At 69.0% G+C, this 18,291-nt stretch carries 18 protein-coding genes; 4 read left to right on the top strand and 14 right to left on the bottom strand.

Annotated elements, in window-relative coordinates; all coding sequences use genetic code 11:
• Positions 1 to 58 precede the first annotated feature (58 nt).
• The 5 genes from BKN51_RS22730 to BKN51_RS22710 all read right to left on the bottom strand — a co-directional run bounded on the left by BKN51_RS22730 (position 59) and on the right by BKN51_RS22710 (position 4,228).
• Positions 59 to 925, bottom strand: a complete 867-nt coding sequence (locus tag BKN51_RS22730; protein WP_101609532.1) for a patatin-like phospholipase family protein — start codon at positions 923 to 925, stop codon at positions 59 to 61.
• A gap of 9 nt (positions 926 to 934) precedes the next feature.
• Positions 935 to 1,597 (bottom strand): DedA family protein, encoded by a 663-nt coding sequence (locus BKN51_RS22725; RefSeq protein WP_101609531.1) that lies wholly within the window; start codon positions 1,595 to 1,597, stop codon positions 935 to 937.
• Between the two features lie 61 nt (positions 1,598 to 1,658).
• Positions 1,659 to 2,660, bottom strand: a complete 1,002-nt coding sequence (gene lipA / locus BKN51_RS22720; RefSeq protein WP_101609530.1) for a lipoyl synthase — start codon at positions 2,658 to 2,660, stop codon at positions 1,659 to 1,661.
• A gap of 37 nt (positions 2,661 to 2,697) precedes the next feature.
• Positions 2,698 to 3,654, bottom strand: a complete 957-nt coding sequence (locus BKN51_RS22715) for an oxidoreductase (protein WP_101609529.1) — start codon at positions 3,652 to 3,654, stop codon at positions 2,698 to 2,700.
• Positions 3,655 to 3,697: 43 nt separating this feature from the next.
• On the bottom strand, positions 3,698 to 4,228 hold the full coding sequence (locus BKN51_RS22710; RefSeq protein ID WP_101609528.1) for a hypothetical protein: 531 nt from the start codon (positions 4,226 to 4,228) through the stop codon (positions 3,698 to 3,700).
• A 132-nt stretch (positions 4,229 to 4,360) separates the two neighbouring features.
• Here BKN51_RS22710 and BKN51_RS22705 point away from each other — a divergent pair, with 132 nt between their 5' ends.
• Both BKN51_RS22705 and BKN51_RS22700 read left to right on the top strand, forming a co-directional pair.
• Positions 4,361 to 4,978, top strand: a complete 618-nt coding sequence (locus BKN51_RS22705; protein ID WP_093938700.1) for a TetR/AcrR family transcriptional regulator — start codon at positions 4,361 to 4,363, stop codon at positions 4,976 to 4,978.
• 25 nt (positions 4,979 to 5,003) lie between these two features.
• Positions 5,004 to 5,939 carry an LLM class F420-dependent oxidoreductase gene (locus BKN51_RS22700; protein WP_101613397.1) on the top strand — a complete coding sequence of 312 codons (936 nt, stop codon included), beginning with the start codon at positions 5,004 to 5,006 and terminating at the stop codon, positions 5,937 to 5,939.
• A gap of 64 nt (positions 5,940 to 6,003) precedes the next feature.
• On the opposite strand, the gene BKN51_RS22695 is transcribed toward BKN51_RS22700, so the two are convergent.
• From BKN51_RS22695 to lpdA, 8 genes are all read right to left on the bottom strand, one after another.
• Entirely contained in the window at positions 6,004 to 6,285 is a 282-nt protein-coding gene (locus tag BKN51_RS22695; RefSeq protein ID WP_101609527.1) for a hypothetical protein, read from the bottom strand.
• A gap of 60 nt (positions 6,286 to 6,345) precedes the next feature.
• Positions 6,346 to 7,089 carry a lipoyl(octanoyl) transferase LipB gene (lipB, locus tag BKN51_RS22690; protein ID WP_101609526.1) on the bottom strand — a complete coding sequence of 248 codons (744 nt, stop codon included), beginning with the start codon at positions 7,087 to 7,089 and terminating at the stop codon, positions 6,346 to 6,348.
• A 10-nt stretch (positions 7,090 to 7,099) separates the two neighbouring features.
• Positions 7,100 to 7,714, bottom strand: coding sequence for a phosphatase PAP2 family protein (locus BKN51_RS22685; RefSeq protein ID WP_101609525.1), 615 nt, complete (start codon positions 7,712 to 7,714; stop codon positions 7,100 to 7,102).
• A complete protein-coding gene (locus BKN51_RS22680) occupies positions 7,711 to 8,595 on the bottom strand; it encodes a TIGR01777 family oxidoreductase (protein ID WP_101609524.1) in 885 nt (294 codons plus the stop codon). The genes BKN51_RS22685 and BKN51_RS22680 overlap by 4 nt, the downstream gene beginning before the upstream one ends.
• A 37-nt stretch (positions 8,596 to 8,632) precedes the next feature.
• A complete protein-coding gene (locus tag BKN51_RS22675) occupies positions 8,633 to 9,100 on the bottom strand; it encodes an ArsR/SmtB family transcription factor (RefSeq protein ID WP_101609523.1) in 468 nt (155 codons plus the stop codon).
• A gap of 22 nt (positions 9,101 to 9,122) precedes the next feature.
• Positions 9,123 to 10,217, bottom strand: coding sequence for a serine hydrolase (locus tag BKN51_RS22670; protein WP_101609522.1), 1,095 nt, complete (start codon positions 10,215 to 10,217; stop codon positions 9,123 to 9,125).
• Between the two features lie 154 nt (positions 10,218 to 10,371).
• Positions 10,372 to 12,153, bottom strand: a complete 1,782-nt coding sequence (gene sucB, locus BKN51_RS22665; protein WP_101609521.1) for a 2-oxoglutarate dehydrogenase, E2 component, dihydrolipoamide succinyltransferase — start codon at positions 12,151 to 12,153, stop codon at positions 10,372 to 10,374.
• A 56-nt stretch (positions 12,154 to 12,209) separates the two neighbouring features.
• Positions 12,210 to 13,583 carry a dihydrolipoyl dehydrogenase gene (gene lpdA, locus BKN51_RS22660; RefSeq protein WP_101609520.1) on the bottom strand — a complete coding sequence of 458 codons (1,374 nt, stop codon included), beginning with the start codon at positions 13,581 to 13,583 and terminating at the stop codon, positions 12,210 to 12,212.
• Positions 13,584 to 13,797: 214 nt separating this feature from the next.
• Between lpdA and BKN51_RS22655 the strand changes: the two genes are divergently transcribed.
• On the top strand, positions 13,798 to 14,142 hold the full coding sequence (locus BKN51_RS22655) for a hypothetical protein (protein WP_020630431.1): 345 nt from the start codon (positions 13,798 to 13,800) through the stop codon (positions 14,140 to 14,142).
• 421 nt (positions 14,143 to 14,563) lie between these two features.
• Here BKN51_RS22655 and BKN51_RS22650 read toward each other — a convergent pair whose 3' ends face one another.
• Positions 14,564 to 15,547: an SMI1/KNR4 family protein gene (locus BKN51_RS22650; RefSeq protein WP_101609519.1), complete on the bottom strand. Its 984-nt coding sequence runs from the start codon at positions 15,545 to 15,547 to the stop codon at positions 14,564 to 14,566.
• 184 nt (positions 15,548 to 15,731) lie between these two features.
• Here BKN51_RS22650 and BKN51_RS22645 point away from each other — a divergent pair, with 184 nt between their 5' ends.
• A complete protein-coding gene (locus tag BKN51_RS22645; RefSeq protein ID WP_158255791.1) occupies positions 15,732 to 18,290 on the top strand; it encodes a M64 family metallopeptidase in 2,559 nt (852 codons plus the stop codon).
• Position 18,291: the final 1 nt, after the last annotated feature.

Raw genomic sequence — 18,291 nt, 5'->3', positions numbered from 1 at the left:
GGTCCTTTTTCAAAAGTACGCGAAGACGAAGACGCGATCGATGCCGGATGGTTGCTCGTCAGCCCACGACGAGACCTGGCGCACCATAAAGACCAGGGCCATCCACGCTCAATTCACCCAAATAGGTCTTCGCGGCGTCGTAGGCCTCGGCGGTCAAAGTCGTGGTGTGACTGAAGTCCAGCGGGCTGACCCGCACCGGCTTCGGTCCCGGCACGTAGACCACGGGCACTTCGGCCGCGGCGATCGGCGCCTCCAGCACGGCCTGGTTCCGCATGCTGATCATCGCGGTGAACATCATCACCTCGGCGAAGGTCTGCGGGGTGCCGGGCATTTTGCCGGGGAAGGCGCAGTCGAGGACGACGAGCGACTTCGCGCCCATCGCGAGCGCCTGGCGCATCGGCACGTTGGCGACCAGACCGCCGTCGTAGAGCATGCGGTCCCCGAACGGCACCGGCGGATAGATCCCCGGGATCGCGCAGCTGGCCAGCAGCGGCGCCAGAACGGGCCCTGAGCGGATGAGCAGCGGCTCGGCGGTGTCGACGTCCGTCGCGACGACGCCCAGCGGCAGCGCGAGGTCCTCGAACCGGACGCCCTCGCCGATGTGCTCGTCGACGATCGCGGCGAGACCGGTGTTGGGGAACAGGTTGGTCTTGCTGTGCCGCAGGGTCCGCACCTGGCTGAGCACGCCGCCGGGGAACGCCTCGTGCCGCGTCATCCGCGACCAGATCCGGTTCAGCCGGTCACCCGATTCGTCCCCGAGCGCGAGGACGGCGGCGTTCAGGGAACCCACCGAGGTGCCGACGACGAGGTCCGGGGCGACGTCCGCTTCCGAGAGCGCCTGCAGCATCCCGACCTGCATGGCGCCGAGGCTGCCTCCACCGCCGAGGACGAAACCGATCGGCTGGGGCAGGTTCAGGGCGGCCATGCCCGGAATCTAGTCCTCCGCGCCGACCTTCGCCGGGGTGGCTTCTTCGGCTGTGACACCGAGCGCTTTCTTCTTCTTGTAGCGCAGCAGGAAGAACACGGCGACGCCGACGAGCACGCCGACGATGGCCAGGCCGCCGGTGTTCAGCACGCCTTCGACCTTCTTCGCGGCCTCACCGAGGGCGGCGCCGATGCCGATGTGGATCGCCGACCAGCAGGCCGCACCGGCCGCGGCGGCCGGCAGGAACTTGCGGAACGGCAGGCCCGAGGTGCCGGACGCCGCCGGGGTCAGCGTGCGGATCACCGGGAGGAACCGCGCGAAGAACACCGCCCACGCGCCTCGCCGTTCGAGCACGCCCGTCGCTTTGTCCCAGGCGTCGAGGCCGTACTTGCGGATCAGCTTCGTCTCGCGCAGGCGCGGGCCGAACCGTTTGCCGATCGCGTAGCCGAGCGAGTCGCCCAGCGCGGCGCAGACCGTCACGACCGCCCACAGGGTCAGGAAGCGGGAGACCGACGTCGCCGTCGTGGCCGCGACCAGCAGCCCCGATTCGCCGGGCGCGATGAAGCCGAGCCCGATGGTGCATTCGGCGAACACCAGTCCGCCGGTCGCCGCGACCAGTCCCGGTTCGGGGAGTCCCTGCAGCCAATTGAGAAGATCCGTTACCAACGCCACCAGGTCACATTACTGATCTGTGACCTTTCGGGTGGCGAGGTCGCGGCGAGGGTGACCGGAGTCACCGAGCCAGCAGCGAACTGGCTTCCTGGGCGGCGGTCCCTTCGGCGGCGAGGTGGGCCAGGTTCTCCGACAGCGCTTCGCCGCGGCGAGCCTTTGTCTGCGCGAAGAGACGCCCGGCGCGGTACGAGGACCGGACCAGCGGCCCCGCCATCACACCGGCGAAGCCCATGGCCTCGGCGGCGTTGGAGTGCTCGACGAACTCCTCCGGCTTGACCCAGCGGTCGACGGGGTGGTGCCGCGGCGAGGGACGCAGGTACTGGGTGATCGTGAGGATCTCGCAGCCCGCGTCGACCAGGTCCTTCATCGCGGGCGCGACCTCGTCGGGGGTCTCGCCCATGCCGAGGATGAGGTTCGACTTCGTCACCAGGCCGGCTTCGCGAGCACGGGTGATGACTTCCAGCGACCGCGCGTAGCGGAAGCCGGGGCGGATGCGCTTGAAGATCCGCGGCACGGTCTCGACGTTGTGCGCGAGCACCTCGGGACGCGAGCCGAAGACTTCGGCGAGCTGGTCGGGGTCGGCGTTGAAGTCCGGGATCAGCAGCTCGACGCCGGTGCCGGGGTTCAGCGCGTGGATCTGGCGGACGGTCTCCGCGTACAGCCACGCGCCGCCGTCATCGAGATCGTCACGGGCGACGCCGGTCACCGTGGAGTAGCGCAGGCCCATCGCCTGGACGCTCTCGGCGACCTTGCGGGGCTCGGTGCGGTCCAGCTCGGCGGGTTTGCCGGTGTCGATCTGGCAGAAGTCACAGCGCCGCGTGCACTGGTCGCCACCGATCAGGAAGGTGGCCTCACGGTCTTCCCAGCATTCGTAGATGTTGGGACAACCGGCTTCTTCGCAGACGGTGTGGAGGCCTTCGCGGCGCACCAGGCCTTTGAGTTCGGTGAACTCCGGTCCCATCCGGGCGCGCGTCTTGATCCAAGACGGCTTCTTTTCGATGGGAGTCTGGGAATTCCGGACCTCGAGCCGCAACAGCTTGCGGCCATCTGGGGCAGCACTCACCCCGTCACCCTACGCTCGCCGCAGTAGTGGTCGCCGCTCACGCGGGGTCGGGGGTGACGCCCGTCAACTTGGTGCTCACGTCCCACAACGCGGCACCGAGCGATTCGCTCCTCGCGGCGGGCAAAGGGCGCACCTTGACCGGGGCGCCGCGAAGCCCGCCGAGCCCGCGAGGACCGATGTAATCGCCGCCCCGGACCTCGGGGGAGGTTGCCGCGAACAACTGCGGGAGCGTGCCCTGACGGGCGTTCTGCGCGATGAAGATCTCGCCGATCCGGTTGCCCGCGCCGACGAGCGCGCGCACCACCGGGTTGCGGTACGAGCGGGCCATCCCCGAACCGAGGCCGGTCCACGTGTAGCCGGGGTGCGCCGCCACGCTGATGACATCCTCGCCCGCGGCGCGCAGCCTGCGGTCGAGTTCGAGCGCGAACACCTGATTGGAGAGTTTCGACTGGCCGTAGGCCGAGCCCGGGTTGTACATCCGGCGCTCGAAGTTGGGGTCGGCGACGTCGATGCGCGCGCCTGTCGCCGCGACGCTCGACAGGGTCACGACCCGCGCTCCCGAGCCGCCGCGCAGGGACGGCATCAGCAGCCAGGTCAGCACCGCGTGCCCGAGATGGTTCGTGCCGAACTGGGTCTCGAAGCCGTCCTTGGTGTGGCCGCGCGGGGTCGCCATCACGCCCGCGTTGTTGACCAGGAGGTCGAGCTTGCGGTCCGACAGCTCCTGGACCTTCTTCGCGGCTTCGCGGACCGACTCGAGGTCGGCGAGATCCAGGCGGACGAGCCCGGGTGCTTCCCCGGTCGCGGCCGCGCGGACCTGCTCCAGCGCCTTGGCGCCGCGCTCCGGCGACCGGCAGCCGAGCAGCACGCGGGCACCCTTGCCCGCGAGCACCTCGGCGGTCCGCAGCCCCAGTCCCGAGTTCGCGCCGGTGACGAAGACGGTCCGCCCGGTCTGATCAGGGATGTCGGCCTCGGTCCAGCGCGCGTGAGCAGCCATGTCGGTCACCTAACTACATCGGCGGTGGCCCCGCCAGGCCGGATCACGCGCTCGGCGCGAGCAACCGGAGCAGGTGTCCCATCGGGCTGCGGCGGCGGGCGGGCTTCGCGTGACGGCCGTGCCGGAGCAGGGTCGCGAAAGCGCTGCCGACCTGGGTGATCTCCCCGGCCGGTTCCTTGCCGTCGGCCAGTCCCGCCGTCAGCGCGAGAGTGCGCAGTTCGGCTTCGTGGGACGGGATCAGCGCGGGGCACCGTTCGAGGGCCGCGTCGAGAACGGCGCGGAGGGTCTCGTGTTCGGCAGTGGCGCTGTTCCAGGCGCGGGTGACGGCTTCGACCCTGTCGAGCGCGAGATCCTGATCGGCGTAGTCCGGATCGGTCGTCTCGGCGCGCAGGTGGCCGGCGAACACCTGGTTCCACTTGTACCGAAGCGCGACCAGAAGCTCTTCTTCGGTCGCGAAGTACTGGGTGGCGCCAGGGATTTCTTCAAGTGAAATCGCCTCGGACGGGTGGTGACCCGCCTGTCGGAGTGCGGCTTCGAGGATGTCGCGCCGCTGGTAGAAGTCGTTCCAGCTCATGATGTGGGCTCCCCTCCGTGACCCGGTTCATACCGCAGGTTTGCGGCATACTCCCGGTACGGACCTGACAGCAGCCAACATACCATGAGTATGGTGCGGGGCCGGCGGCGTAAAGTTGTGAAGGTGGCGACAATGAGGTCAAGGCGGCTGGACTATTCCGAGTCCACCCGGTCGGCACTCGTCGAGAGTGCCGTGGAGCTGTTCACCAAACGCGGATACGCCGGCACGTCTCTCGACGAGATCGCCAAGCGGGCCAGGGTGACGAAGGGCGCGCTCTACCACCATTTCAGTGGCAAGCAGGCGCTTTTCGAGGCTGCCTTCGACACCGTAGAGAGCCAGGTCTTCGACAGGCTCGAAAAGATCATGAACGGCCCGGACTCGCCGTGGGAGCGTGCGCTCGCCGGGCTGCGCGGTTTCCTGCAGAGCTGTCTCGACCCGGCGTACCAGCGGATCGCGATCCACGAGGCCCCGGTGGTGATGGGCTGGGAACGGTGGCGCGAGGCCGAAGAACGGTGCAGTTTCGGCCTGGTCCGCACCGGGATCCAGTCGCTCATCGAGGTCGGCGAGGTCGACGACGTCCCGGTGGACGTCACCGCGCGGCTGCTGTTCGGCGCGCTGTCGAGCGCCGCGATCGAGATCGCGAGTTCGCCGGAGCCGAAGAAGGTCAGCGCCCAGGTCGAAGAGGTCCTGGTGCGGCTGCTCGTCGGATTCCGCCGTGTTCCGCCCGCCGAACACGGGAAAGCGAGCTGACGGCCTCCTCTATATGGTGGCCTTCGTGGACCTCAGGATCTTTACCGAGCCCCAGCAGGGGGCCGGCTACGAAGACTTGCTCCGGGTGGCCAAGGCCACCGAGGACGCGGGTTACGACGCCTTCTTCCGCAGTGACCACTACCTGAAGATGGGTTCGGCGACCGGTCTGCCGGGGCCGACCGACGCGTGGATCACCCTCGCGGGTCTCGCCCGTGAGACCAGCCGGGTGCGGCTGGGCACCCTCGTCACCGCCGCCACCTTCCGGCACCCTTCGGTGCTCGCGATCTCGGTCGCCCAGGTGGACCAGATGTCCGGCGGCCGCGTCGAGCTCGGCATCGGCTCGGGCTGGTACGACGACGAGCACACCGCCTACGGCCTCGACCTGCCGCCGATGAAGGAGCGCTTCGACCGCTACGCCGAGCAGCTCGCGGTCGTCACCGGGCTGTGGGAGACGCCGGAAGGCGAGACGTTCTCCTACGACGGCGAGCACTACCAGCTCGTCGAGTCGCCCGGCCTGCCGAAGCCCGCTCAGCGGCCCCGGCCGCCGGTGATCATCGGTGGCGGCGGCAAGAAGCGCACCCCGGCGCTCGCCGCCCGCTATGCGGACGAGTTCAACCTGCCGTTCGTGGGGCCGGACTTCGCGGTCGAGCAGTTCGGCCGTGTCGACGACGCCGCCCGCGAGATCGGGCGCGACCCCAAGGAGATCCTGCGCTCGGTCGCGCTCGTCGTCGCCGTGGGCCGCGACGAGGCCGAGGTGGCGAAGCGCGCTTCGGTGATCGGGCGTGAGGTTTCCGAGCTGCGTGAGAACGGGCTCGCGGGGACGCCGTCCGAGGTCGTCGAGAAGATCGGGCAGTGGCGGGAGAAGACCGGGATCACCCGGCTCTACCTGCAGCTGCTGGATCTCTCGGATCTGGACCAGGTCGACCTGATCGCCGCCGAGGTCGCTCCTCAGCTGGACTGAACCGGAATGCCGTGAAGGCCTCCTTCCCTACGCTCAAGGTAGGGAAGGAGGCCTTCACGGATTTCTAGACGTATTCGACGTCCACGCTGGCGATGGAGCCGCCGGGGCTGAAGGAGATCCCCGAAGGCCTGCCGTTGGTGGCCGGGTAACCCTCTTCCCGGTGACAGTTCGGACGGCAGTACTGGACGACGACCTTGTAGGTCCCCTCCGGACAGAAGCCGGCGGCCCAGGTCGAGCCGTTGGTCTCGGTCCAGCAGCTCGGGGGTGCCGCCGACGCGACGCCGGGTGCGGCCAGCATTCCGCCGACAGCGGCCACGACCGCGACGGCGTGCGCGAATTTGCGCATGTTTCCTCCCAGTGGGACCGCGGTGTTTCCGCAGCCCTACCGGGAAGGGTGGCACAAAAACTAGTTCTGCAAAGCGAAAGTGACACCAGGGGCGGCGGGCGCCTCGGCACGCGGCAGCCAGCGCTCGTCGTTCACCGGGAGGTCGCCCTCCAGTGCGGCGAGGACGGCTTCGCGCGCCATCGGCAGGACCGACGCCACGGTGACCTCGCGGTCGAGTTCGTAGGACAGCGACGTCACGCCCGCGTCCCGGATGCCGCACGGGACGATCTTGTCGAAGGCGCCCAGGTCGGGATTGCAGTTCAGCTCGAAACCGTGCATGGTCACGCCGCGCTGGACGCGGATGCCGATCGCGGCGATCTTCCGCTCCACGCCGCGATCGTCGGCGGGGATCCAGACACCGCTGCGGCCCTCGACCCGGCCGGTGTGCACGCCGAGCTGGTCGCAGACGGTGATCAAGGCCTCTTCGAGACGCCGCACGTAGTGCACGACGTCGATCGGGTCGGCGAGTTTGATGATCGGGTAGCCGACCAGCTGGCCGGGCCCGTGCCAGGTGATCTTGCCGCCGCGGTCGACGTCGAGCACCGGGGTGCCGTCGGTCGGCCGGTCCTCGGCTTCGGTGCGCTTGCCCGCGGTGTAGACCGACGGGTGCTCCAGCAGCAACATGGTGTCCGGGCCGTCGCCGTCGGCGCGGGCCGTCACGTGCCGGCGCTGGAGTTCCCAGGCCTCGGTGTAGTCGATCGTCCCGATCTCGCGGACGTCGACGGGCTCGCTGGCGGCACGGCATGACGTGGTCGAAGAGCTCACGCCCGCGACACTACGCCGGATCCCCCGGCCGGGGCAGCAGGCCCAGTCCGGTCGCCGAAATCAGGCCGACACCGCCCACGGCGAGTACGGATCCCGCCGTGTCGGTCAGCCAGTGCACACCCAGCACGACCCGGCAGAGCGCGCCGATCACCGTCGCCGCGACGGCGATCGCGATCGCCAGGCGGGCCAGGCGCGGGCGGGTCCACGCGCACAACAGCACCGCGACGAACCCGGTGCAGGCGACCGCCACGACATGCCCGCTCGGGTAACTCAGATCGGGGAATTCGCGGGGCCGTTCCCGGTAGAACAGCGGTTTGGCGATCAGGCTGGTCAGACGGCACAGCAACAGGACGACGGCCAGTTTGACGCACAACACGGTCAGGTCCCGGCGGCGCCAGGCGATCACCACCAGCACCGCGCCCAGCGCGAACGGCAGGACCGGGCCGAGGACGTTCGTGATCAGCTCCGCCACCTGCCCGGCGGGCCGGGTGTACTGCCCGCGGAACGCGTCGGCGAGGGCGACGTCCACCGGCGGTGGCCGGTCGTCGACGAGCAGCCCGAGGGTGACGAAGCCGATGAGCAGCAGGACTCCGGCGAGGAAGTACAGACCGCGTTGCAGGGTCATGTCGCGGCGGCCAGCGCGTCCTCGAGGGTCGGGTGGCGGAACGGGTAGCCCGCCTCCTCCAGCGCGCGGGGCAGGGCGCGCTGCCCGAACAGCGCCATCTCCTCGGCCGCCTGACCGAGGGCGATCTTCATCGCGAAACCGGGGACCTGCCAGAACGCCGGCCGGTGCACGGCCCGGCCGAGCGCCTTCGTGAACGCCGCGTTCGTGGCGGGCTGCGGTCCGCTGAGGTTCACCGCGCCGGACAGCGAGTCGTTCTCCAGTGCGAAAACGATCGCCCCGACCTCGTCGTCGAGCGAGATCCACGGCATGTACTGCTTGCCGTCGCCGAGTTTCCCGCCGAGTCCCAACCGGAACAGCGGCCGCAGGACGTCGAGAAGTCCACCCTTGCGGGCGAGGACCAGACCGGTGCGGACGCGCACGACTCGGGCGCCCGCGGTGGCCGCGGTCTCGGTGGCGCCTTCCCACGCGGTGCAGAGTTCGGCGAGGAAACCGCGTCCCACCGGGCTGCTTTCGTCCACAAGGGACGGACCGGGGTCGCCGTAGTAGCCGACGGCGGAGGCGTTGACCAGTACCGGGATCCCGTGTTCGGCGACGGCTTCGGCGAGCACTTCCGTCGGTTCGACCCGGCTGTCGAGCAGGACCTGTTTGCGGGCCGCGCTCCAGCGTCCGGGCAGCAGCGGCGCGCCGGCGAGGTTCACCACGGCGTCGACGCCGTCGAGCGCGCCGTCGGCGATTTCCCCGGCCGGGGGATCCCAGCGGCGTTCGTCGGCGGCCCGCTCTTCCCGGCGCACGAGCCGGACCACCTCGTGCCCTGACGCACGGAGCCGCTTGGTCAGGGAGGTACCGATCAGTCCGCTCGCACCCGCGATCAGAACTCGCATTGTCCGATCGTGTCGTATCCGCGATCCGGGCGCACGCTCAGGTTCGCAGTTGCCCGGCCACGTCCGACGCGGCGGTGAGCAGCACCAGCACCGGGATCGTCGCGGCGGGGCGGAGGCGATAGCTGCCCCGCTTGTCCTGCTCGACGATCCCGGCGCCGGTCAGCGCCTTGAGATGGTGGTAGAGCTGGCCGGGGGAGCCGAGTTCGGCGGCCTCCTGCAGGGCGGGCGCGGACTGGGCACCCTTTTCGGCCAGCGTCCGCACGAGTGCCACCCGCGCGGTGCTGGACAGGGCCGCGAGCACCTCGGCGCGCGGACCGTCCTCCAGCGCCAGCACGGGGCCGGGGGTGACGGTGATCGCCCAGCTCAGTTCGAGGGGGTCGGTCAGCTCTCCGTGGTAGCCGATCAGGCCGCCGGGGCCCGCCGCCGGTTCGGTCCGCTGCCCGCCTTCGAGCGCGGCGACCCGGGCTTCGAGGGCGGCGATCCGGTCGGCGAGCTCAGCGTTCATACCGGTTATCTATACCTTCGTCTCAGCCGAGCGCCCGTTCCAGGGCGGCGAACCGGGCCGGGTCGGACAGCGCCGCGAGCAAGGCGTCGATGAGCGGCAGCTCGTTCTGCGTGTCCTGGTCCGTCACGCCGTGGAGCAGGACGGCCGCCGTGCCGGACCGTCCTCCCGGCCACCTGACCGAAAGCCCGATGGTGAGCGTGCGCGGCAGGGCCCCGTCCTTGACGAGCACCTCGCTCGCGCCGGGCGGCACGCGGTCGGAAAGCGGCCTGGCGAGGATTTCGCGGGCGAGCGCGCCTCCCGGCCGGTAGCGACCGGACGCCAGGCTGCGGTGGAGAGAGAACAGTTCCGACGCCGTCCCCCTGGCGTGGCCCTTGACCCAGGGCCACTGAGCGTCCGGCGTCCCCGGCATGGTCGGGAAGCGCGCGAAGGCTTCGGCGCGGAACGCGGGGTCGGCCACGAAGCGCCGGGCCACCGCGTCGCCCAGCGCCCGCCGGACCGCGACGGGACTGCCGGGCGGCGGCGCGTACTCCGGCATCATCAGCATCAGGACCTCGCCGCCCAGCGAACGGGTGTCCGGCCGCACCCACCCGCCTCGTGCCGCCGCGAGCTGGAGGGCGGGATCGCCGAGGCGGGTGCGCAGATAGTCGGTGGCGGCGTTGTCGCTGAAGAAGATCATCGCTTCGGGGAGCCTCGCCAGCGGGACACGCTGTTCGGGGTCCTTGGCGATGCCGTAGTCGTCGCAGGGGACGCCCAGCCAGGTGAGCGCGTGGAAGTGCGCGCGGCCGTCGGCCACGAACGGGTGGTGGGCGTCCCAATCGCCGACCCTGATCTGTTCCTTCGGATCGAGCCTGCCTTCGGCGACCGCGACGGCGTACGCGCTGAGATGCACGACCTTGACCGACGAGGCCAGCAGCCGCCGGACGTCGGCGTTGCGCGAAGCCCGCCGGCCCGCGCCGTCGTCGATCACGACGGAGATATCGCGCCGGTGCGCGGCGAGCCAGTCGAGCCAGCCCTGTTCGGTTCCCGTGTCCGGCTCGGCCGCGCTCGCGGTTCCCGGCAGCAGCAGCGCCGCCGACCCCACGGCGGCGCCGGTCAGCAGATGACGTCTGGTCAGCATGGGTGACACCCTCCCTCTTGTTTTCCGTAATTCCGGAATACTAGAGTTCTGGGTGGCTGTCAAACCGTCGCAACCAGGGGACGAATTGCGGGTAAAGAGGAAGGCCCTCGTCCCGCCGGAGCGGAACGAGGGCCTTCACGGGACTACCGGAGGATCAGAGACCGAGCTCGTCCTCGAAGTTGCCCTCTTCCAGACGCTGCTTGATCGTCGTGACGAAGCGGCCCGCGTCGGCCCCGTCCACCAGGCGGTGGTCGTAGGTCAGCGGCAGGAACGCCATCGACCGGACGGCGATCGTGTCGTTGCCGTCGGCGTCCGCGATCACGACCGGGCGCTTCACGACCGCGCCGGTACCGAGCATGCCGGACTGCGGCTGCACGATGATCGGCGTGTCGAACAGGGCGCCGTTGGAGCCGATGTTCGTGATCGTGAAGGTGCCGCCCGACAGCTCGTCCGGCTTGATCTGGCCCGAACGCGCGCGGCCCGCCAAGTCGGCGATGCGGTGTGCGAGACCGGCGAGGCTGAGCTCACCCGCGTCGTGGATGACCACCGACAGCAGACCCTTTTCGGTGTCCACCGCGATCCCCAGGTGCACCGCACCGTGGTAGGTGATCTCCTTCGTGTCCTCGTTGTAGGACGCGTTGACGTTCGGGTGCTGCTTGAGCGCCTCGACGGTGGCCTTCGCGAAGAACGGCAGGAACGTCAGGTTGACGCCCTCGCGCTCCTTGAAGGCCGCCTTCGCCCGCTGGCGGAGCTTGGCGATCTTCGTGACGTCCACCTCGTGGACCTGCGTGAGCTGAGCGGAAAGCTGCAGCGACTCGCGGGTCTTGATGGCGGTGATCTGACGGATCCGGCTGGCCTTCTGCACGGTGCCGCGCAGGGCTGCGAGCTCCGGCGAAACCGCGGCCTTGCGCGGAGCGGCCGGTGCCGACGACGCGGCCGGGGCCGCGGCGGCGGGCTGTGCGGCGGGAGCCGGGGCTTCCTTCTTCTGCTTGGCCTCGGCGGCCGCGAGCACGTCCTGCTTGCGGATACGGCCGCCGACACCGCTGCCGCTCAGCGACGACAGGTCGATGCCGTGCTCGGAAGCGAGCTTGCGGACCAGCGGCGTCACGTACGGCGAGCTGTCCGAACCGTTGTCGCTGCTCGCCGCGGGCTGCGCGGCGGGCTTCGGGGCTTCGGCGGGCTTCGGCGCGGGCGCGGGAGCCGCTTCGGCCTTGGGCTCGGGCTTCGGTTCCGGCTTGGGCTCCGGTTTGGGCTCCGGCTTCGGCTCGGGCTTGGGTTCCGGCTTGGGCTCGGGCTTGGCCTCGGCCTTCGGCGCGGATCCGGCCGCGCCGATCACCGCGAGGACACCGCCGACCTCGACGGTCTCGTCCTCGCCGGCGCGGATCTCCAGCACGGTGCCGGCGACCGGGGACGGGACCTCGGTGTCGACCTTGTCCGTGGAGATCTCGAGCAGCGGCTCGTCGACCTCGACGCTGTCGCCGACCTGCTTGAGCCACCGGGTGACGGTGCCCTCGGTGACGCTCTCGCCCAGCTCGGGCAGCTTCACCTCGGTGCCTTCACCACCGGAGGCGGGCGCGGTGTCCGGCTGGGACGGCGCGGACGCCTGCTCCTGCGCGGGCTCCGGCTCGGGCTCGGGTTCCGGCTGCGCCTCTTCGGCGGCGGGCTCGGCGGACCCGGACGACTCCGGCACCCCTCCGGTCCCGTCGTCGATGACGGCGAGTTCGCCGCCGACCTCGACGGTCTCGTCTTCCTGGGCGCTGATCTTCACAACCTTGCCGGCGACCGGGGAGGGGACCTCGGTGTCGACCTTGTCCGTGGAGATCTCGAGCAACGGCTCGTCGACCTCGACGGTGTCGCCCTCCTGCTTCAACCACCGGGTGACGGTGCCCTCGGTGACGCTCTCACCGAGCTCCGGCAACGTGACGGAGTAGGCCATCGTTCGCTGACTCCCTTGATATGTCTTGCTTGGTCTGGTTCTTCGACGGTGAGACGTCAGCTGTGGACGTGCAGCGGCTTGCCCGCCAGGGCGAGGAACGCTTCACCGAGGGCCTCGGTCTGGGTGGGGTGCGCGTGGATGAGCGGAGCCACGTCCTCCGGGAACGCCTCCCAGCTGTAGATCAGCTGCGCTTCGCCGATCAGCTCGCCGACGCGGTCGCCCACCATGTGCACGCCCACGACCGGCCCTTCCGGAGCCTTGATCAGCTTGACCCCACCGGAGGTCTTGAGGATCTGGCTCTTGCCGTTGCCGCCGAGGTCGTAGGTGAAGGTGGTGACGTCGGAGCCGTACTTCTCCTTCGCCTGAGACTCGGTGAGACCGACCGAAGCGACCTCGGGGTGCGAGTAGGTGACGCGCGGGATGCCGCTCTCGTCGATCACGCGCGGCTCCTGGCCCGCGATCTCCTCGGCGACGAAGATGCCCTGCTGGAAGCCGCGGTGCGCGAGCTGCAGACCCGGGACGATGTCGCCGACGGCGTAGACGTTCGGCAGGTTGGTGCGGAGGCGGTCGTCGGTGAGGACGAAACCGCGGTCCATCTTGACCCCGGCCTCCTCGTAGCCGTGCCCGGCCGAGTTCGGGCCGCGGCCCACGGCGACCAGCAGCAGGTCGGCTTCGAGCGTCTCGCCGGACTCCAGCGAAACGCTGACGCCGTTGTCGTCCTGCTTGGCGCCGGTGAAGCGGACGCCGGTCTTGAAGGCGATCTTGCGACGGCGGAAAGCGCGCTCGAGCTGCTTGGACGCGTACTCGTCCTCGTTCGGGACCAGGCGGGGCAGCGCCTCCACGATGGTGACGTCGACGCCGAAGGACGCCCAGACGGACGCGAATTCGACACCGATGACACCACCGCCGAGGACGATGACCTTCTTCGGGATGTAGTCCAGCGAAAGGGCCTGCTCGCTCGCGATGACGCGGCCGCCCAGCTCCAGGCCCGGCAGCGTCTTCGAGTACGAGCCGGTGGCGAGGATGACGTTCTTGCCGGTGTAGCGGGTGCCGTCGACCTCGACGGTGGTGCCGCCGACGAACGTTCCGGTGCCCTCGACGAGGTTCACCTTGTGCGCCTTGGCCAGGCCCTGCAGGCCCTTGTACAGGCGGGAGACGATCCCGTCCTTGTACTTGTTGACCCCGGCGATGTCGATGCCTTCCAGCACGGCCTTGACGCCGAAGGTCTCGGCGTCGCGGGTCTCGTCGGCGACCTCCGCCGCGTGCAGGAGGGCCTTGGTCGGGATGCAGCCTCGGTGGAGGCACGTCCCGCCAAGCTTGTCCTTTTCGATCAGGGTGACGGAAAGGCCCAGCTCGGCCGCGCGGAACGCGGCGGCGTAGCCGCCCGATCCGCCACCCAGGATCACAAGGTCGGCGGAGGTGTCGGTCACTTCAATAACTCCTCGGCAAGCGGTAGGGGTGGTGCTCTGGCGCCGCTTCGCGCGGTATACGCGCGCGCGGACACTTGCCATCTTGTCACTACGCGCGGCGGGCCTGCGACCTAGGCCGTGTCGTGTGACCCACGGGACACGGCCTACCAGGGTCGCCACGGTGAGCACACGCCCGGGTCGGGATAATGGGCGTCGGACGCGAATGGGAAGTGAGGTGGTCGGAGTGGGTCTGTTCGACTCGCTGCGCCGGCGCTCTAAAGGTGGGCAAAAGCCCGGTACGCTGCGGAAAGCCTCTTCAAACGACTTCAAGCACCTTGAGGAGTGGGCCTCTTCGAGGACCGGTGTCGAGGCCTACGTGGAGCCCAAGACCAACGTCACGGAGACCACGGTCGTCCTCATCGCACACGATGGTGAGTGGACGAGGCGCCGGATCGAGAGTCTCGACGCGGCGCAGCAGTTCGGTCACAAACGGTCGATCCCCGTCTACGAGGTGGCGCGGGTCGGCTATCCGAAGCGGATGCGTGAGTACACCGAGAGGAAGAAGCGCGGCGAAGCCTGAGGGCTCGTGAGTGCCGATTCGGGTTCTGGTGGACCTGCATTGCCTCCCCACTCGGCTGTCGTTCGCCGGGGTTGCGGGGTGGCACGGTCTTGATCGACGGAGGATCGGGGACGTCGAGTGTCCCCGATCCTCCGTCGATCGAGCTCCGAGACCGGTCCGACCCCCTCGACTACCGCACACCATCTTCGCCCTGGTCACGCGTAGGTAGGCAAATACCGGTCCGCTCCAACCCGAATCGCCACTCACGACCCCCTATACCGACGTTCCGCCGGGCTTGGACGCTTCCCACGGCCCGCGAGAACGCGTTGCGAAAGCCACTTTCACAACCCTCAACGTTGCGAAAGCCACTTTCGCAACGCAGCCATCCCACCCGGCCAGCCCGGCCTTGCCATTCACGAGCCCGACGCGTGCCTGGACCTCTTCACGCAGACTGCGCCAACAACAACAGGTGCCGTTCCAGCAGGGCCCGGAACGTCGGGTGCACCGTCGTGCCCAGCGCCGGGTCGATCTCGACCGTCCGCCACTGGGCACCGGCGGCGGTGAGCAGCACCGAAGCGGGGTCGGCGATCACGACGACCCCGCCTTCCGCGCGCAGTTCCGCCGTGCCGAGCAGACGCGGGAAGACGACGTCGGCGGGCAGGCCGTCGCAGGTCATCAGGAACTCCCGGTAGTCGGCGGGCAGCCTGAGCCCGATGCGCGCTTCGGCCGCGTCGATGTTCCGGGCCGAGGCCGCCGGGGGCGCGGTGCCGCCGCCGCGCAGCCGGAGAACGCCCGCGATCATCTCGCGCCACGAGCCGGTGTCCGGCGGGTAGCGCTCGTACAGCGCCGCGACCAGTGCCCCGGCGCACAGCCCCGGCCAGTCGCCGAGTCCGAGCGGGTCGGCTCCCGCGACCAGACGCGGCGCGAGCCGCCTCGACGCGGCGAGGACGGCGACGTCCGGCCGTGCCTGCCGCGAGGCGATCCCGGCCCAGGCGTCGACGTCGCCTCGCGTGACGGCCTCCCGCAACCGATCCGGCCGCGACGACCCGAGGTGCGAGACAGCCTCTCCGATCGGGGAGCCGCCGAGGAGACCGTCGAGATCGGACACCCGGCGGGCGAGGTACGCGTCGTGGGCGCGTTCTTCCGCGTCGAGGTCGAGCGGGGTCAGCGCGGCCGCCCACTCCGGCCGCGACCCTTGTGCGTCGAAGAGCATCGCCCACGCGCGGGCCTGCACGGCGCCGGGGACGAGCGCGGTGACGGGACGTTCGGTGAGCGCGTGCCAATGCGTGATCAGCCTGTCGGCTTCCGCCATCGCGCCGGAGGCGGCGAACAGCAGCGCGGCGTGCCCGATCCGGTCGTCGAGCGTCGCGTCGTCGCCGCTGAGCACGTCCCTGATCGCGCCTTCGAGATACGCGTCCCTGTCCACGGAAGCGACCTTGCCACACCGAGGTTCGCACTGCCCGCTGCCTCATGGGGCAGTTCATCGGGCCATGCGTTGACGGCTGATCCATTCGGCCGCCACGCTGAAGGACATCCGCATCGAAAGACTTCACCGGCCCGCACCGCCGTGTCCGGCGGTTGTCCGCGCGTGGATGACAAAGGGGTGGGGAATGGTCGTCACCAACGTCGGCATGGTCTTTTTTCCGCACGGCGATCTGCATGTCGTGCGTACCGGGACACCGCCGCTCAAGGTTTCCTTTCACACTCAGGATTTCGACGACACAAAGCCCGATCGCTATCAGCTCGGGGAAGTCACCAAGGACTGCGTGTTCGACTTCTTCGCGCCGCACAAGCCGGTCGGGCAACGCTTCGACGGATTGCCTTCGATCAACCCGGCCACGGGCATCGTCACCCCGAAAGACCCGGGCGTCTTCCTGTTCCAGGTCCGCTGGGGTGAGGTCTATCTGGTCGGGCGTCTCCAGGTGCACGAAGGAATCGACGCGTGGTGGTTCGGGAACGACTCGATCACGACGGCGCTCGACAGCGAATTCGGCCACGCCCAGCCGTCCCTCTACGCGAGGTTCACCGACGACGCCACGGGCGTGGACCGGATCGGCGACATCACCGGACACGGGTACGTGACCTTGACGCCGGACGATCCGGCGAAGCTCAAGATCGCGCCGCAGGGCAGGGTGCAGGGACTGGCCGAGACCACCGATCCGGCCGTGCCCACCGGGATCAAGGGAAACTTCCTCGGCGTCACCAATTCCCTGCCGGTCAGGGTGGTCGACTACGGGAAGACGCGCCAGAACCTCCAGCCGGTACAGACGCCCGATGTGGCACAAGCCGACGGCATGGTCAACATCCTGTTCATACCGGAGGGGTTCCAGGACACCGACACGGACCGGGCGGCCTTCGACCTCATCGTCGCCGGCACCGTGCGGGATCTCTTCGACAAACCGAGGCACCAGCCGTACGCGATGCTGGAAGCCGGGTTCAACATCTTCAAGGCCTACCTGCCTTCGCGTGATCACTACCTCACCTGCGGGTTCAGGATCACCGACGACGACTTCAACAAGGCGAAGCCCATTCCGTTCAACGGGCGGCTGGGCAGCGAGAAAACCAGCTACACCATGCAGGAACTCGTCGCCGTGGTCGGTCTGCCGATGCACAACGAGAGCCGGTTCGATCTCGTGACGATCTGGCAGGGGCAGAGCCTCAAGGGATTCGAACCGTCGCGAGTGGACCCGAAGCTGATCGCCGCGTGGCGGGCGCACGAAGCCGTCGGGATCCTGCACGCGAGGGACACGGTGTTCGGGATGTACCTGGGACAGCGGCCCGGCGACCGTACGTCCGGGAATTCGAAGCCGCCGGTGAAGCCGCCGGCGCTGGGAGACACGACGCATGTCGATCTGAGCGCTTTCGTCGCGCGGTTGTACGAGTTCTACAGTCCCGACGCGACCAGGCTTCTCACTCCCGATCCTCGCCGGAACCCGCCGGAGCGGTACTCGGCGGGACGGGAGAATCCGGGCGCGGCGCTGCCGCGGTACTTCGGTGGATCGCAGTACGCCTTCGCGCCGTTCCACCCGATCGGCAAGAACTGGGTCCCGGACACGACGAAATTCACGCCGAGCCGGGGACTGGTCGCGATGATCTGTTACGAGGATGTCGATGGCGGTACCAACTTCGACGGAACCGCCACCGCGCAGACCATGGGCAGCGTGCGCACGGTGGCCTTCACCTATGCCGACGTGGTCGACAAACGAGAAATGCGACGACGTGATCCGCTGACCGGGGTCCCGCCCACCGCGGCCGCCGTACTCGAGATCGCCAACACGGTGGCCCACGAGTTCGGGCACAGTTTCAACCTCGGCGACGAGTACGAGGATTTCGAAGGGGACGGCACCGCGGCCACGGCGACCGGGGACCTGACGGACGACAACCTTTCGGTTCTGGGCTTCCTGCGCGACCCGGGTTCACCGGCACCGGGAAGGCTGATCGACCCGGCGAAGGTCAAATGGCTCGATCTGCACCGGATGCTCCTTTCCGCGAAGATCACGGCACCCGCCCGGCCCGCCGGTGGTGCCATCACCGTGACGATCGATCCTCGCTACAGCGGGAAATGGGTCCAGGCGCAGCGGGACGGCGCCGAGATCTGGCTGCGTAATTTCTCGATCACCAAGGACGGGGTCCAATTGCCGCTGGCCAAGGGCCAGGGCGAACTGCTCACCGGGCTCAAGATCGGGACGATCGACACGACGGCGGGCAAGATCACCCTGTCCGGAGTCGTGTCGCCGTTGGCGGAGTACCGGGCGGGCTCTTTCCTGTACATCCCGCTCAAGGCTCCGGACGGCGGTCTCGTTTCGGTGGTGGACAAGAAGGTCAAAGAATCCCTCTTCCTCACGAAGACCCCGCTGAACCGGGACACCGTTTTCGGCAAAGTGCGGAAAGAGGACGACGAGCCGGTGGACATCACCGGATTCGCGCCGCCGTGCAACTCGAGCAAGACGGTCGGGGTCTTCGAAGGTGGAGGCACCTTTTCCGGTGGCCATTATCGTCCCGCCGGCTCGTGCAAAATGCGGAATCACTACGGCACGGCGAACGTGTGGACCGAGATCAGCCAGGACGCCGGCGCCTTCTGCTACGTCTGCAAATGGTTGATCGTCAACCGGGTCGATCCGAGTTACCACGCGATTCTCAGCGCCGCTTTCTACCCAGGGGAGCTGTGAA

The organism is Amycolatopsis sp. BJA-103 (genome assembly GCF_002849735.1).
In the GTDB taxonomy this organism is placed as follows: Bacteria; Actinomycetota; Actinomycetes; order Mycobacteriales; family Pseudonocardiaceae; genus Amycolatopsis.
Note: the sequence above shows the minus strand (reverse complement) of the source record. Positions and strands in the feature narration are given on the sequence as shown.

Coding starts and splice junctions, on each gene's coding strand:
- BKN51_RS22730 (WP_101609532.1), bottom strand. CDS start 925: ATGGCCGCCCTGAACCTGCCCCAGCCGATCGGTTTCGTCCTCGGCGGT.
- BKN51_RS22715 (WP_101609529.1), bottom strand. CDS start 3,654: ATGGCTGCTCACGCGCGCTGGACCGAGGCCGACATCCCTGATCAGACC.
- BKN51_RS22710 (WP_101609528.1), bottom strand. CDS start 4,228: ATGAGCTGGAACGACTTCTACCAGCGGCGCGACATCCTCGAAGCCGCA.
- BKN51_RS22705 (WP_093938700.1), top strand. CDS start 4,361: ATGAGGTCAAGGCGGCTGGACTATTCCGAGTCCACCCGGTCGGCACTC.
- BKN51_RS22695 (WP_101609527.1), bottom strand. CDS start 6,285: ATGCGCAAATTCGCGCACGCCGTCGCGGTCGTGGCCGCTGTCGGCGGA.
- BKN51_RS22685 (WP_101609525.1), bottom strand. CDS start 7,714: ATGACCCTGCAACGCGGTCTGTACTTCCTCGCCGGAGTCCTGCTGCTC.
- BKN51_RS22680 (WP_101609524.1), bottom strand. CDS start 8,595: ATGCGAGTTCTGATCGCGGGTGCGAGCGGACTGATCGGTACCTCCCTG.
- BKN51_RS22675 (WP_101609523.1), bottom strand. CDS start 9,100: ATGAACGCTGAGCTCGCCGACCGGATCGCCGCCCTCGAAGCCCGGGTC.
- BKN51_RS22670 (WP_101609522.1), bottom strand. CDS start 10,217: ATGCTGACCAGACGTCATCTGCTGACCGGCGCCGCCGTGGGGTCGGCG.
- sucB (WP_101609521.1), bottom strand. CDS start 12,153: ATGGCCTACTCCGTCACGTTGCCGGAGCTCGGTGAGAGCGTCACCGAG.
- BKN51_RS22645 (WP_158255791.1), top strand. CDS start 15,732: ATGGTCGTCACCAACGTCGGCATGGTCTTTTTTCCGCACGGCGATCTG.